The 13,793-nt window shown below is 75.7% G+C and carries 8 protein-coding genes and 1 pseudogene; 5 read left to right on the top strand and 4 right to left on the bottom strand.

What is annotated here, in order from left to right; translation table 11 throughout:
- Positions 1-89: 89 nt before the first annotated feature.
- A complete protein-coding gene (locus tag ACFCX4_RS26635; RefSeq protein WP_376147284.1) occupies positions 90-509 on the bottom strand; it encodes a winged helix-turn-helix transcriptional regulator in 420 nt (139 codons plus the stop codon).
- Positions 510-517: 8 nt separating this feature from the next.
- Between ACFCX4_RS26635 and ACFCX4_RS26630 the strand changes: the two genes are divergently transcribed.
- The 3 genes from ACFCX4_RS26630 (at position 518) to ACFCX4_RS26620 (ending at position 4,145) form a co-directional block, all read left to right on the top strand.
- On the top strand, positions 518-2,086 hold the full coding sequence (locus ACFCX4_RS26630; RefSeq protein ID WP_376147281.1) for an MFS transporter: 1,569 nt from the start codon (positions 518-520) through the stop codon (positions 2,084-2,086).
- A 185-nt stretch (positions 2,087-2,271) separates the two neighbouring features.
- Positions 2,272-3,348, top strand: a complete 1,077-nt coding sequence (locus tag ACFCX4_RS26625; protein ID WP_376147278.1) for a Dyp-type peroxidase — start codon at positions 2,272-2,274, stop codon at positions 3,346-3,348.
- Entirely contained in the window at positions 3,345-4,145 is an 801-nt protein-coding gene (locus tag ACFCX4_RS26620; RefSeq protein ID WP_376147275.1) for a family 1 encapsulin nanocompartment shell protein, read from the top strand. Before ACFCX4_RS26625 ends, ACFCX4_RS26620 begins: the two co-directional genes overlap by 4 nt.
- Positions 4,146-4,425: 280 nt before the next feature.
- Here the strand turns inward: ACFCX4_RS26620 and ACFCX4_RS26615 are convergent, their stop codons facing one another.
- Entirely contained in the window at positions 4,426-7,536 is a 3,111-nt protein-coding gene (locus tag ACFCX4_RS26615) for a tetratricopeptide repeat protein (protein ID WP_376147273.1), read from the bottom strand.
- A 302-nt stretch (positions 7,537-7,838) separates the two neighbouring features.
- Between ACFCX4_RS26615 and ACFCX4_RS26610 the strand changes: the two genes are divergently transcribed.
- Positions 7,839-10,013, top strand: coding sequence for an AAA family ATPase (locus ACFCX4_RS26610; RefSeq protein ID WP_376147270.1), 2,175 nt, complete (start codon positions 7,839-7,841; stop codon positions 10,011-10,013).
- A gap of 1,128 nt (positions 10,014-11,141) precedes the next feature.
- Here ACFCX4_RS26610 and ACFCX4_RS26605 read toward each other — a convergent pair.
- Together ACFCX4_RS26605 and ACFCX4_RS26600 are read right to left on the bottom strand one after the other, a co-directional pair.
- Entirely contained in the window at positions 11,142-11,729 is a 588-nt protein-coding gene (locus tag ACFCX4_RS26605; protein WP_376147267.1) for a hypothetical protein, read from the bottom strand.
- A complete protein-coding gene (locus ACFCX4_RS26600) occupies positions 11,726-13,282 on the bottom strand; it encodes a hypothetical protein (RefSeq protein WP_376147264.1) in 1,557 nt (518 codons plus the stop codon). Before ACFCX4_RS26600 ends, ACFCX4_RS26605 begins: the two co-directional genes overlap by 4 nt.
- A 415-nt stretch (positions 13,283-13,697) precedes the next feature.
- On the opposite strand from ACFCX4_RS26600, the pseudogene ACFCX4_RS26595 reads away from it, so the two are divergent.
- Positions 13,698-13,793, top strand: a pseudogene (locus ACFCX4_RS26595) (electron transfer flavoprotein subunit beta); the annotation flags it as partial.

Raw genomic sequence — 13,793 nt, 5'->3', positions numbered from 1 at the left:
ACCCCGCCCACCGCCAGCGGAACCTCCCAGCCCCGCTCGATGGGGCCCGCCCCTCCACCGCGTCCGGGTGCCTGCTCGCCCGTGCCGGCTCAGCCGACGCGGGCGTCGTACACGGCCCGGGCAGCCGCGATCTCCCGCTGGTGCGCCTCGGTCCAGGCCACCAGCGACCGGACGGTCTCGTGCAGCGTCCGCCCGAGCGGCGTCAGCGCGTAGTCCACCCGGGGCGGTACCACGGGGTGCACGGTCCGCTCGACCAGGCCGTCCCGCTCCAGCTGCCGCAGGGTGACGGTCAGCATCCGCTGGCTGACGCCGTCGATCTCCCGGCGCAGCTCGGTGAACCGCATCGAGCTGCGGTCCAGCAGCGCGATCACCAGCAGTGACCACTTGTCGGCGATCCGGTCGAGGATCTGCCGGACCTCGCAGTCCTCCCGGGTGTCCCACTGGAAAGCGTCGTAGTCGTCCCCGGTATCCGCGCAGTGCGTCGGTGACTTCAAAGTGCCTTCTTCCATGCCTCCTGATGCTGCCTCAGGATGGTGGTGGTTACAAGAGGGAACCGACCGGGCGAAGGGGAACCGTCGCGTCCGGCCTCCCCGCCTCCCCGCCGCACTCCCAGGAGACCTCCGTGTCCGCGTCCTCAGCCGTGCCCGAAACCGGCCGCCCGGCCCCCGGTCCGACCCCGGCCCCCGCAGGCCCCCCGGCCCCGCCGTCCCGCCTCGGCGGCCGCGAGGCGGCCGTGCTCCTCGTCCTCTGCGGCGCCATCTTCCTGGAGGGCATCGACGTCGCCATGCTCAACGTGGCGCTGCCCTCGATCCGCGCCGACCTCGGGATGGACACCGGCTCGCTGAGCTGGGTGCTGAGCGCCTACGTGCTGGGCTACGGCGGCTTCATGCTGCTCGGCGGGCGCGCCGCCGACCTGCTCGGGCGCCGCCGTACGTTCCTGTTCTGGCTCACCGCCTTCGTCCTCTTCTCCGGCCTCGGCGGCCTCGCCGGAAGCCCCTGGGTCCTGATCCTGGCCCGCTTCGTCACCGGTCTCTCGGCGGCCTTCATGACCCCGGCCGGCCTGGCGATCATCACCACCGCCTTCGCCGAGGGTCCCCGCCGCAACCGCGCGCTGCTGGTCTACGCCGGCACCGCCGCCGCCGGCTTCTCGCTCGGCCTGGTGGCCGGCGGCCTGCTCACCGCGGTCGGCTGGCGCTGGGTGTTCTTCGCCCCCGTGCTGCTCGCCGGCGGCCTGCTGGCCGCGGCCGTGCCGCTGCTACCGCGCGACCCGGCGCCCGTCCGCCGCCCCGGCGAGCGCTTCGACCTGGCCGGCGCCGTCACCGCCACCGGCGCCATGCTGCTGCTGGTCCACACGGTGGTGCGGATCGGCGAGCCCGGCGCCGCCGCCGCCCTCACCCTCGCCGAGGCGGCGGCCGGGGCGGCCCTGCTCGCCGCCTTCGTCGCGATCGAACGGCGCTCGGCGGCGCCCCTGGTCCGGCTGGGCCTGCTGCGCTCCGGCCCGCTGCTGCGCGCCAACCTCGGCGCCCTGCTGTTCGCCGGCTCCTTCTTCGGCTTCCAGTTCACCGTCACCCTCTACCTCCAGGACCTGCGCGGCTGGACCCCGCTGCAGACCGGTCTGGCCCTGCTCGCGGTCGGGGCGGACGCGGTGCTCGCGCCGACGCTGACGCCCCGGCTGGTGGAACGGTTCGGCACCGTCCGGGTGATCCTCGCCGGCTTCTGCCTGGCGGCGGTGTCCTACGCGCTGTTCCTGCCCGTCGGGCCGGACTGGTCGTACCCGGCGATGTTCCCGACCATGATCCTCACCGGGCTGGCCTTCGCTCTGGCCTACGGGCCGCTGACCATCGCCGCGACCGACGGCGTCGCCGAGGAGGAACAGGGCCTGGCCGGCGGACTGCTCAACACCGCCTTCCAGTTCGGTGCGGCGCTCGGCCTCTCGGTGGTCACCACCGTGTACCTGGCCGTCACCGGCGCCGGGAGGTCCGGGCTCGACGGCTTCCGGGCCGCCCTGGTGGTCCCGGTCGCGGCGGTCGCCCTCGGCGCCCTGGTCACCGCCTCCGGGCTGCGCCGCCGCCGCGCCGCGCGCTGATCCCGCCGCCGACGCCGCCCGCCGGGCAGGCCCGCCCGCCCGTCAGGCCCCTCATCGCTCCGCCGGTGAGGGGCCGTTCCCTCGCGCCGCCCCCTTGCGCCGTCCCGGTTCGCCGCCCGCGCCGATTTGTCCGCACTGGGGTGTAATCGTACGGATGATCAGACCCCGGAGACCGGAGTCCGCCGATGCCGCAGCCCGTCCTCGCCCCGCTCACCACCGCCGCGATCTTCCTCGTCCTCACCATCGACCCCGGCGGCGAGCCCGCCGTCCGCGGCCTGCTGCCCGACGTGGCGGGCCTGCGCCGCTCGGTCGGCTTCCGCGCCCCCGACGCCGGGCTGACCTGTGTCACGGGCATCGGCTCGGACGCCTGGGACCGGCTCTTCGACGGTCCCCGCCCGGCCGAACTGCACCCCTTCCGGGAGGTCGCCGGAGCCCGCCACCGGGCCCCGGCCACCCCCGGCGATCTGCTGTTCCACCTGCGCGCCGCCAGGATGGACCTCTGCTTCGAACTCGCGGGCCGGCTCACCGGCCGGCTGGCCGGCGCCGCCACCGTGGTGGACGCCGTGCACGGCTTCCGCTACTTCGACGACCGCGACCTGCTCGGGTTCGTGGACGGCACCGAGAACCCCGAGGGCCGGGCGGCCGACGCCGCCGTCCTGATCGGCGAGGAGGACCCCGGGTTCGCGGGCGGCAGCTACGTGATCGTCCAGAAGTACCTGCACGACCTGGACGCCTGGAACCGCCTCCCCGTCGAGGCCCAGGAACGCGCGGTGGGCCGCACCAAGCTCGCCGACATCGAACTCGCCGACGACGTCAAGCCCGCCGACTCGCACGTCGCCCTGACCACGGTGACCGGCCCGGACGGCGAGGAGCGGCAGATCATGCGGTTCAACATGGCCTTCGGCTCGTTCGGCGGGGGAGGGGAGTTCGGGACGTACTTCATCGGCTACTCGCGCACGCCCGCGGTGACCGAGGAGATGCTGGAGAACATGTTCGTCGGCCGCCCGCCCGGCGCCCACGACCGCCTGCTCGACTTCTCGACCGCGGCCACCGGCACCCTGTTCCACGTCCCGGCCGCCGACTTCCTGGACGACCCGCCGCCCGCTCCGGGCCCCACGGCGGCCCGGTCCGCCGGCGTTCCGGCCGCCGCCGTCCCGCCGGTGGCCCCGGTCACGGCCCCGGCGTCCGCCCCCGTCCCGCTCACCCCGTCCGCCGACGGCTCGCTCGCCATCGGCAGCCTGAAAGGCACCCCCGCGCGATGAACAACCTGCACCGCGAACTGGCCCCCGTCTCCGCAGCGGCCTGGGCGGAGATCGAGGAGGAGGCCCGCCAGACCTTCGGGCTGCACCTCGCCGGCCGCCGCGTCGTCGACCTGACCGGGCCCGGGGGCCCCGCCCTCGCGGCCGTCGGCACCGGCCACCTCACCGACATCGAGCCGCCCGCCCCCGGTGTGCGGGCCCACGCCCGCGAGGTGCGCCCGCTGGTCGAGCTCCGGGTGTCCTTCGCGGTCGGGCGCAGCGCGGTCGACGACGTCGAGCGCGGCTCGCGGGACTCCGACTGGCAGCCGGTCAAGGACGCCGCCCGCACCCTCGCCCTCACCGAGGACCGCGCGGTGTTCGACGGCTACCCGGCCGCCGGCATCGAGGGCATCCGCGCCGCCGCCACCAACCCCGCCGTCCCGCTCCCCGCCGACGTCCGCGAGTACCCCGAGGCCGTGAGCCGCGCCCTCACCACCCTGCGCCTCGCCGGGGTCGGCGGGCCCTACGCCCTCCTCCTCGGTGCCGACGCGTACACCGCCGTCAGCGAGACCTCCGACCACGGGTACCCCGTGGCCAGCCACATCGCCCGGCTCCTCGACGGCGAACTGATCTGGGCCCCCGCCCTCGAAGGCGCCCTGCTGCTCTCCACCCGCGGCGGGGACTTCGAACTGACCCTCGGCCAGGACGTCTCCGTCGGTTACCTCTCGCACACCGCCGACACGGTCACCCTCTACCTGCAGCAGTCCCTCACCGCCCGGGTCCTCACTCCCGAGGCGGCGGTCCCCCTGACGGCCCCCTGACCCCGCCGGACACGACGGGGCCGGTGCGTCGCCGCACCGGCCCCGGTCCCGTCCGTCCGGCGAATCAGCACCAGATGGCGATTCCCCAGACGGACGTTCCGTCGAAGCCGACGGCGGCGAGGACGGGAAGGGCGCTTGCAATGATCATCTTGAACAAGGCGAACCGCACATTTCTGCGCCAGGCGCGAAGTCGTTCCAGAGGGTGCGGCTCAGTCAACCATTCGAACCGGGGTTGATCCAAGTCGCGTCCGCGCCCCTGGCCTGCGGGCGATAAGTTGGCTTATTCTGTGCCCGAGGCATTGCTTTCGCCGCGGACCCGGACGAGTGCTTCCCGGGCCAGCGCCACTTCGTCGGCCGCCCTGATGTGTTCGGCAAGTCCGACGGCCTCGGCGAGAAGTGTCACCGCCTCGTCCACGGCACCGAGGGCGCGTTCGCAGTCGCCCAGCCCGCGCAGCGCGGTCACCTCCTCGCGGGCCGCGCCGACGGATCGGGCCAACTCCCTTGCGATGGAGTACTGGTCGCGCGCGTCGTGGGGCCGTCCGGTGGCGAGCAGCGCGCCGGCCAGGCTGTTCAGGGTGTTGGCCTCGTGGCGGAGGCTGCCGGTCGACCGGAACGTGCTCAGCGCCGACCGGTACAGCGCGACGGCGCGGTCGAACTGCTCGGGGACGGGGAGCGAGGCCGCCAGGTTGGCGCGGACCACGGCCAGGTCGAACGGGGGAATCGAATCCCCGGCGATGTTCAGCACCCGCTCGAAGTAGGTGCGCGCGGCCGCGTGTTCCTTGTTTCCGAGATGGAGATCCCCGAGATTGTTCCGGATTCGGAATTCGAGTGTCCGGTCCTGGAATCGCATGGCCAGCGGAAGTGCGGCCTCATAGGCACTGCGAGCCCTTTTCCGATTTCCCAGGGAATTCTCTATCGTGCCGATGTTCGCGAGGCAGCGTGCCGTGTTCCAGAGGTCGCCGCGCTCTCTTCGGATCCGCAGGGCCTCCTCCTGGCGGGCCAGGGCCTCCGGGAGCGCGCTGCGGTGCCAGAGCAGGCCGCCCAGCAGGCCGAGCGCCTCCGCCGTGGCGTCGTCGTCGTGCTCGGCACGGGCGAGCGCGAGGGCGCGTTCCAGGGCCGCGAAGGCGGCGGGGTAGCGGGAGGCGTTGGCGAGGGTCGCGCCGAGATCGATCAGGGCGCGTGCCTCGCAGAGGTCGTTCGAGACCGAACGCCAGTGCGTCACGGCGGCCTGGTGCAGATCGTGGGCCTCGCTCCAGTAGGCCTGTGCGTCCAGACGGCCCGCCAGCACGTGGGCGAGCCAGGCGCCGGCCTCGGGGTGGCCGACGGTGCGGGCGTGGCCCGCGAGGGCCGTCAGTCCGGCCTGCTCGGTGTCCAGCCAGCTCCGGGCCGATTCCCGGGAATCCAGGTCGAGGTCGTACAGGAGCGTTTCCATCCCGGGCAATTGACGGAACACCGGCAGGGGCAGGCGCGAACGCCGCGGATACAGCAGCCGGTCGGCCTGGTCGGCGGCGTTGAGCATGAATCCGAGCAGTCGGCGTACGGCCTTCCCGGCCTCCTCCTCACCGCCTTCGTCGTGGATCAGGGCGATCGCGTATTCGCGCAGGAGATCGTGGAGTTGATAGCGCTCGGGCGAGTTCTCCTGCAGCAGGTGGCAGTGCAGCAGCGCCTCCAGCAGCTGGTCCGTCTCGTCGACCGTCCGGCCGAGCAGCGCCGCCGCCGCGTGCAGCCCGATGTCCGGCCCGGGGTGCGCGCCGAGCAGACGGAAGGCCTCGCGCTGATCGGCCGGCAGCGAGCGGTACGACATGCCGAAGGCGCGGGCGACGCTCTCCGTGTCGTGCCGGATCTCGGTCAGCCGGCCGGTCTTGCGGGAGAGCCGCTGGGCGAGGTGGCCCAGCGTCCAGGACGGCCGCGCCTTGAACCGGCTGGCGGCGATCTCGATGGCCAGTGGCAGCAGCCCGCAGCGGTGGACGATCTCGACGATCCGGCTCCGGTCGTCGGCGCGCTCCCGGCCGACCACCGAACTGAACAGCGCGACCGCGTCGTCCACCGGCAGGATGTCCAGGAACACCGGTCTGGAGCCGGGAAGTTCGGCGAGCCGGCGGCGGCTGGTGACGAGCACCAGCGCGGCGGGCGCGGGCGGCAGCAGCGGCCTGAGCTGGGAGGCGGCCGCCGCGTCGTCCAGGACGACGACCGCCCGCCGGGTGGAGAGCACCTCGGCGCACAGCGCGAACAGTTCCTCGCTGTCGAGCGGGATGGTCGCGGCGGGCACCCCGAGCCGGCGCAGCAGCGCGGTGGCCACCGCCTGCGGGGCGAGCGGGCTGCGGTTGGCGGCGTGCGCGCCGAGGTTCAGGTGGACGTACCCCTCGGGGAAGCGCGAGCGCATCAGGTGGGCGGCGTAGAGGGCGAGCGTGGTCTTGCCGACCCCGGCCATGCCGAGGATCGCCGAGACGGTCACCACGCCGCCGTGCTCGACCGCCTCCGCGGTGCCGCCGAGCAGCCGGCGCAGGTCGGCCCGGCGGCCGATCATCTGCCGCCCCGGCGAGGGGGCGGGCGGGGCGGCGGTCTCGCCGCGCGGCGCGGGGGCCGGCCGGGCGGCGGCGGGCCCCCGGCCGCCGGACCCGGTCAGCGGGGCACCGGCGAGCATCCGCTCGTGCAGCCGGGTGAGCGCCTCGCCGGGGCCGGTGCCGAGGTCGGCGCGCAGGCGGCGGACGACGGCGGGGTAGACGCCGAGCGCCTCCGCCTGGCGGCCGGCGCCGTGCAGGGCGACCAGCAGGTGGGCGGCGACCCGCTCGTCGGTCGGGCGTTCCTCGCGCAGGGCGGTGAGTTCGGGGACGACCTCGCCGAACCGGCCGAGCCGCAGGTCTATCTCGATCCGGAGCAGCGTGGTGGCGAGGCGCTGGTCGGCCATGGTGGCGCGGGTGGCCTGGGCCCATCCGCCGGGCAGGCCGGCCAGCGGTTCACCGCGCCAGATCTCCTCCGCCCTGTTCAGGACGGTCCGGGCCTGGACGTCCTCGCCGTTGTCGGCGAGCCGGCGGGCGCTGCGGGAAAGGTCCACGTAGCGGTGCCAGTCGACGGATTGCCGGTCGGCACGAAGCGTATACGTGTGCGATCCTCTCTCGATCGCCGGAGCATCGCGGGCCGGACCGATTCCCTCGGCCGCGACGGCCTTTCGCAACTGTCCCCTGATCCGGGAAACATGGCTGTAGATGCTGGCCACCGCGCTCGGCGGGGGTTCCTCGTCCCACAGCCGCACGGCGAGCAGCTCGTGACTGAGCGGCCGTCCGACTTCCAGGGCCAGTGCGGCCAGGAGCGTGCGCGCCTTGTCCGTTCGAATTGCCGACAACTCGCCGTTCACCGAGAGTTCAACCGAACCCAGAAGGTGGAACTCCATTCGACGCCCCCCGCCGGTCGGCCACCAGCTTGCCGTGTCGCAGGGAGCATCCCACGTTTCCGGGGGCCGCAGCCATACCGTCTCCCGCTGTACGGGTGGGGCCTTATTGACATTTCCCGGCCCGGCCGGGCGTCATGTGATAGGGGCGTGAAGCCGATTGTCAGACCGCACCGAACACATCGGCCGCACCCGTCACTTACGTCATTAGTTTTTCCATCGTTCTACGGGTAGGGGGAACCAGTGGAGCCGGATCGGTCCGGAACAAGGGGAGTTCGGCATCGAAGCCACGGCGGGGGCGCCCGGTGAATGCGGCGGACGGAACCCGCGACCCGTACCCCGGCGCACACAACTCGCTCTCCGGCGGACGGGTCGACGGCGCGGTCGTCCAGGCCGGAGCCATCCACCAACTGACCGTCTACGGCCAGGCCTCGGCCCCGCCGCCCGCCCCGGCGCTCCCGGTGCCCCGCCAACTGCCGCCCACACCACGGCGCCTGGTCGGACGGGACGACGATCTCGCCGCGCTGGACCGCGAGTTGGACGACGTCCCCGGCGCCGCCGACGTCACCGTCGTGGTCACCGGGCCCGCCGGGGTGGGCAAGACCGCCCTCGCCGCCCAGTGGCTGCGCCGCCTCGCCGGCCGCTTCCCGGACGGCCAGCTCTACGCCGACCTGCGCGGCCACGCCCCGGGAGGCCCCGCCGATCCGGCGGAGGCGCTCGGCGGCTTCCTGCGCGCCTTCGGCATCGCCCCGGTGCCGCCCAGCCTCGCCGAGGGCGCCGCGCTCTGGCGCTCGCTCGCCGCCGGCCGCCGGATCGCCGTGCTGCTCGACAACGCCTCCACCGCCGCGCAGGTCCGCCCCCTGCTGCCCGGCTCCGACCACGCCGTGGTCGTGGTGACCAGCCGGCGCCGGCTCACCGGGCTCGGCATAGACGGCGCCGTGTTCCGCCCCGTCGGTCTGCTGTCGGGCGACGACTCGGTGCGGCTGCTCGCCCAGCGGGTCGGCGCGGACCGGGTGGCCCGCGAACGGGCCGCCGCCTCCATGGTGGTGGAGCGCTGCGGCCGGCTCCCGCTCGCCGTCTGCCTGGCCGCCGCCCGGATCGCCGCCCGCCCGGTGCAGCCGCTCGCGGCCACCGCCGAGGCGCTCGGCCAGGAGTCCCAGGGGCTCGCCGCGCTCGACATCGAGGGAGAGGCCGTGCGACACGCCCTGGACGCGTCCTTCGAGGTGCTCGGCGCGGACGCCGTCCGGCTCTACCGCCTGCTCGGCCTGCTGCCGTTCCCCGTCTTCACCCTCGACGTCGTCTGCGCGGTCGGCGCCCTCGGACCCGCCGAGGCCGACCGGCTGCTCGACGGGCTCATCGACGTCCACCTGCTGGAGGAGACGGAGGACGGCTTCCGCTTCCACGACCTGGTGAAGCTGCACGCCCGCGCCCGCGCCGACGAGGTGCGCCACCGGCCGGAGGGGCTGGCCGCCGTCGACCGCGTCCTCGACTGGTACCTCGCCACCACCACCGCCGCCGAGGCGCTGGTGAGCCCCAGCCACCGCACCCTGCGCCGCGACTACACCGCACGGCCGGTGCCGAACGTCCGGCGGTTCGAGGACGAGCCGGCCGCCGTCCGCTGGCTCGACGCCGAGACCGGACGCCTCGCCGACGCCGTCCGCTGGGCCGCCGCCACCGGTCGGGCCGCCACCGTCTGGCAACTCGTCGACGCCATGTGGCCGTTGTTCCTGCGGCTGCGCCCGGCCCGGCTCTGGATCGAGGCGCACCGCCTCGCCCGCACCGCCGCCGAGGCGGACGGGGACCGGACCGCCGAACTGCGGATGCTCACCTCCGGCGGCACCGGCCTGCGCAACGCGGGCCAGGGGGAGGAGGCCGCCGCCTGGTTCACCGACGCGCTCGTGCTGGCCCGTGAACTCGGCCGCCCGCTCGCCGAGGCCAACGCCCTCTACGGGCTGAGCCAGACCCACCGCACCGCCGGCCGGCTCGCCGACGCGGCCGACTGCCTGCGGGCGACGGCCGCCCTCCGGGAGGACGAGGGCGACCTGCGCGGCACCGCGCTCGCCCGCCTCGCGCTCGGCGACGTCCTGCTCGCCGACGGCCGCCCGGGCGAGGCCCTCCCCGTCATCACCGACGCCCACCGGGACCTCGCCGCCGTCCCCGCCGCGTACGAGGCCGCCCGGGCGCTGGCCTTCCTCGGCCAGGCCCACGCGGCCCTCGGCGCCCGGGCCGACGCGGGCCGGTGCTACGCGGCGGCGCTCGCCGAGTTCCGCACCGGCCGGGCCCGCCACTGGGAGGCCCGCGTCCTCGAACTCACCGGCGACCTCGCCCGCGCCGGCGGCGACCTCGCCGCGGCGACCGCCCGCTACCGCGAGTCCCTCGCCCTCTACCAGGTCCTCGCCGCCCCCGACACCGCCCGCCTCACCACCACTCTCGCCGCCCTCCCGGCCCCACCCCCCTCCGGGGAGGCCCCGACGCCGTAGCCGCCGAGCGGCGGTGGGCAGCGGGCGGGTACCGGGCGGGCGGGTGGGGCGGAGGCAGCAGGAGTCGCGGCCCGCCTCGCTCGCCTCGCTCGCCTCGCGCTTGGGTCCCTGCGGATTGCTTCTGCTGCCGCCAAGTCCCGCATCCCGACGGGCCCGTACCGGACCGGCTGCACGCGGGCCAGGGCCGGTCGCCGCCCGGCCGGTCGCCGCCCGCCAGGCCCGTGGACCCTTGTTGCGTCCCGCCGACGGTGTGGCTCGGCCGGGCACCCAGGTACCCGGGCACCCTCCCGGCCTGCGCGGGCTGCTTCGCTTCGGTGGTTCCGGACCGGACGCGGGCCGGGACCGGCCGTCGGCCCGGGGACCTCCGGCCCCGCCCCACCGACACCGGCCACCCGTCGGCGTCGACCGGCCAGCGGCATCCGGTCGGGTGCGCTCGGACTCCTGTGTCGGCAGCAGCTTCGCTGCCGCACGTGGCTCGGGGCCGGCAGCAGCCGCGGCGGCGGTCGGCTCGATGCGGGGGCCCTGGCCGCGCTCCGCCGACACCACCGCCCGACCGGGCCACCGCGGACCGTCCTGCCCGCGGTGGCTCCGGTGCCGCAACGGCCCTGGCAGGAGGAGCACGCGTGGACTGGGACCAGTCCCCGACGAGGGCGAACAGGTCGCGACCAGCCGTACCGGGCCGGACGCACGGCCCACGCCGGACGGGTGTGTGCCTCGGCGTGCCGGCCGTCTCCGCCGTGCCGCCAGGTGTTCCGGGCGTCACAGGGGTCACCCGGGCCCGTCGGGTGCTGTCGGGTCGGCGCCCCGCGTTGTACGGCCTGTCGGACGGCGGCTTCCGGCCGAGCGGGCCTCCGGCACCCCAGGAGGTGCCGGAGGCCCGCCGGACCGCGGGCACCGTCACCGCTGCGCCCGCGACCGGGCGGGTCCGCCTCAGCGGGCCGCCCGGCGCTTCGCCGGCAGGTGCCGGGCGGCCGACCCCCGGTCACCTCGGACCGCTCCCTGGCCGGGAACCCTCCCGGCCCCGGCGGCGTCGCCGGCCCCAACCCCCTCCGGCCCCGGTCGGGTCGTTCCCACTACGCGCCGGCGCGGCCGAACGTGAGCCGGGCGTGGGCGAGCGGGCCGCCGGCCTCAGCGGGCCGCCCGGCACCACCCCCGGCAGACGCCGGGCCCGCCGGGCGTGCTGTGCCCCGCGTGCGCCGGCGCGGCCAGGCCGGTGATCCCGGAGAGGGCGCGGCCGGAGGCGAGCCAGGCGTGGGCGAGCGAGCCGACGGCGAGCCGTTGCGCCGCCAGGGGCGGTCCGCCGCTTCCCGGTCGGGGCCGGAGCACCAGCCGCCCGCCCGTCCGGCTCAGGACGTGCAGCGTGCCCGCCCGGCCGTCGGCGGTCGCCACCGCGCAGCCGGGGTGGGCCCGGAGGACGGCGGCGAGCCGTGCCGGGACCGGGCCGTCGCCGAGGGTGGTGGGGCCGAGGTGGAGCACATCGGCGTGGCGACGCCACCGGGCGGCGTCGGGGCCGGCCAGGTCGAGCGCCAGGTGCTCGTCGACGAACGGCAGGGCCGGTGCTCCGCCGCTCCGGCCCGGGCCCGGGCGGCCGGTGAGCAGGCCGTGCCAGAGCCCGGCGGGGGAGTGGACGCGGACCTCGAACAGCGGGCCGGACGCCCCGGCCGACGGCATCGGGCCGCCGACCGGGGCGAGCCGCACGGTGTGCAGCACGGTCACGCCTCCCCCCGCTCCACCGCGCCCACCGCGCCCGCCGCCCCGCCGCACACGCCGACCGCGGCACCCGCACCGCCGTCAGTACCCGCCCCCGCCCCCGGCCCCGCGAAAGCAGTCGCACCCGCCCCCGCATCGCCCGCCGGCCACAGCGGCGCGGGCAGCGCCAGCGCGGGCGGCTCCGGCAGGTGGGCGGGTTCGCCGAGGCCGAGGACCCGGTAGAGCAGCCGCCGGATCCGCCGGTCGAACCGGCCCGGCTGGGAGCTGATCCGGGCGGCGATCGCCGCGTACTCCTCCCGCCGGTACTGCTCGGCCGCGTAGGCGAGCTGGCCGGTCAGCGGATGGCCCGGGCTGAGCGCCGGTGCGGTGCGGGCGAGCAGCGCGCCGGGCGAGCGCGGGTTGACGTCCCGCCGCGGGTACTCGGCGAGCAGGATCGGTGCGCCGGTCATCGTGCCGTACAGCGTGACCGAGCCGTGGTCGCCGATGACGAAGTCGGCGGCGACCAGCAGCGGCCGCCAGTCCTCCTCGGGCGCCAGCACGGCGACCGCCCCGCGCGCGGTGGCCGTCGCCCAGGAGCGGACCGCCCACGGGCCGTGCGCGGCGGCCACGTTGGGGTGCACCAGCAGCGCGGTGCGGTAGCCGTGCCGGGGCAGTTCGGCGGCCAGCCGCGGCAGCACCGCGTCGAGCCGGGTGAACAGCGAGCCGCGGCCCCAGGTGGAGCAGACCAGGACCAGGCGTTCGCCGGGCCGCAGGCCGAGCGCCGCACGGTAGCGCTCGCGGTGGGGCAGCGCGGCGGCGATCCGGTCGTAGCAGCCGTCGCCGACCACCTCGGCGATCGGCAGCGCCTCCGGGCAGCCGCGGACCAGTTCGGCGCGGTCGTCCTCGTGCGCGAGCGCGTACGCGGTGGGCACCAGCCGGCCGTTCCAGGTGACGTACTCCGGGCCCAGCCCGGCCACCGTGCGCCCGGCCCCGGCCCCCGCCGGGGACAGCTTGATGTACCCGGCCCCGTGCGGCAGCCGGACCAGCGGCCCGCGCAGCTGCTCCAGGCCCTGCGAACCGGCGGCCAGCACCAGGTCGAACTCCCGGCGGACGGCCTCCTCCCACGGCAGCACCGTGCCGCCCAGTCGCCGGAGCTGGGCCGTCGCGCCCCCGTTGAACGTGTGCGGCGCCACCGTGAACTGGACGTGCACCCGCAGGTCGGCGGCGAGCAGCGGATAGATGTCGTGGAGCCGCTGGCCGTAGACCAGCGAGTGGACGACGACCAGCACCTCCTTGCAGTCGGTCAGCGTGTCCCACGGCCGCCGGCCCCGTGCCGCGCCCCCGTGGCGCTCCCCGGGCCGTCCGTCGTGCCGCTCGCCGTACGTCTCCCCGTGGCGTTCCCCGCGCCGCTCCCCGTGCTCTTCGCCGTCCTGCTCGCGGTTCTGCCCGCGCTCCCGTTCCCCGGGCCGTCCGTCGTCCGGTCCGTCCGGCCGGTCCCGTCCGTCCGGCCGGTCGTGCTGCTCCCCGTCGTGCCGTTCCCCGTGGTTGACTTCGTCGACTTCCCCGTGCACCAAGGTCATGTCGTTCCCCCTCCATGATCCCGGACCGGGGCCCCCGGGTCTCGGGTGGCCCCGGCGGGGGGTCTGCCCGGGAGGTCTGGCGGATTCCATGCCAGGGCCTGACCGGTCTTGCACAAACCTTGCGCGACCCTTGCCCACGGCTCCTGTCGGGCCCGCCGCCTGCTTCTCCCGCTCCCGCCCGGGCCCCGCGGAGCGCGAAGGGTACTGAGTTCCTTTACGAGGGGTACTGAGTGCCGTATTCTCTCGGGAGAGCCTCCGACACTGTCGAAGAGGGCCGACAGGCCGGGCCGGCCCGGGTGGTGCGCCACTGGACACGGGGCGCGTCCGGGCCCGGACTGGCACTCAGTACCCTCGGTGGGACCGAGGCCGTGGACCAGTGCATCCGACCAGTGCACCCGTACCAGGAGAACCGCTCATGAGCTTGAGGATCGTTGTCTGTGTGAAGCACGTGCCGGATGCGACGGGTGACCGTCGTTTCGCGGACGATCACACCACCGACCGGGAGGGTGTG

This window comes from Kitasatospora sp. NPDC056327, from assembly GCF_042261735.1.
GTDB lineage: Bacteria > Actinomycetota > Actinomycetes > Streptomycetales > Streptomycetaceae > Kitasatospora.
This window is presented reverse-complemented; position numbering and strand designations above follow the sequence as displayed.

Coding starts and splice junctions, on each gene's coding strand:
- ACFCX4_RS26635 (WP_376147284.1), bottom strand. CDS start 509: ATGGAAGAAGGCACTTTGAAGTCACCGACGCACTGCGCGGATACCGGG.
- ACFCX4_RS26630 (WP_376147281.1), top strand. CDS start 518: ATGCTGCCTCAGGATGGTGGTGGTTACAAGAGGGAACCGACCGGGCGA.
- ACFCX4_RS26625 (WP_376147278.1), top strand. CDS start 2,272: ATGCCGCAGCCCGTCCTCGCCCCGCTCACCACCGCCGCGATCTTCCTC.
- ACFCX4_RS26620 (WP_376147275.1), top strand. CDS start 3,345: ATGAACAACCTGCACCGCGAACTGGCCCCCGTCTCCGCAGCGGCCTGG.
- ACFCX4_RS26615 (WP_376147273.1), bottom strand. CDS start 7,536: ATGGAGTTCCACCTTCTGGGTTCGGTTGAACTCTCGGTGAACGGCGAG.
- ACFCX4_RS26600 (WP_376147264.1), bottom strand. CDS start 13,282: ATGACCTTGGTGCACGGGGAAGTCGACGAAGTCAACCACGGGGAACGG.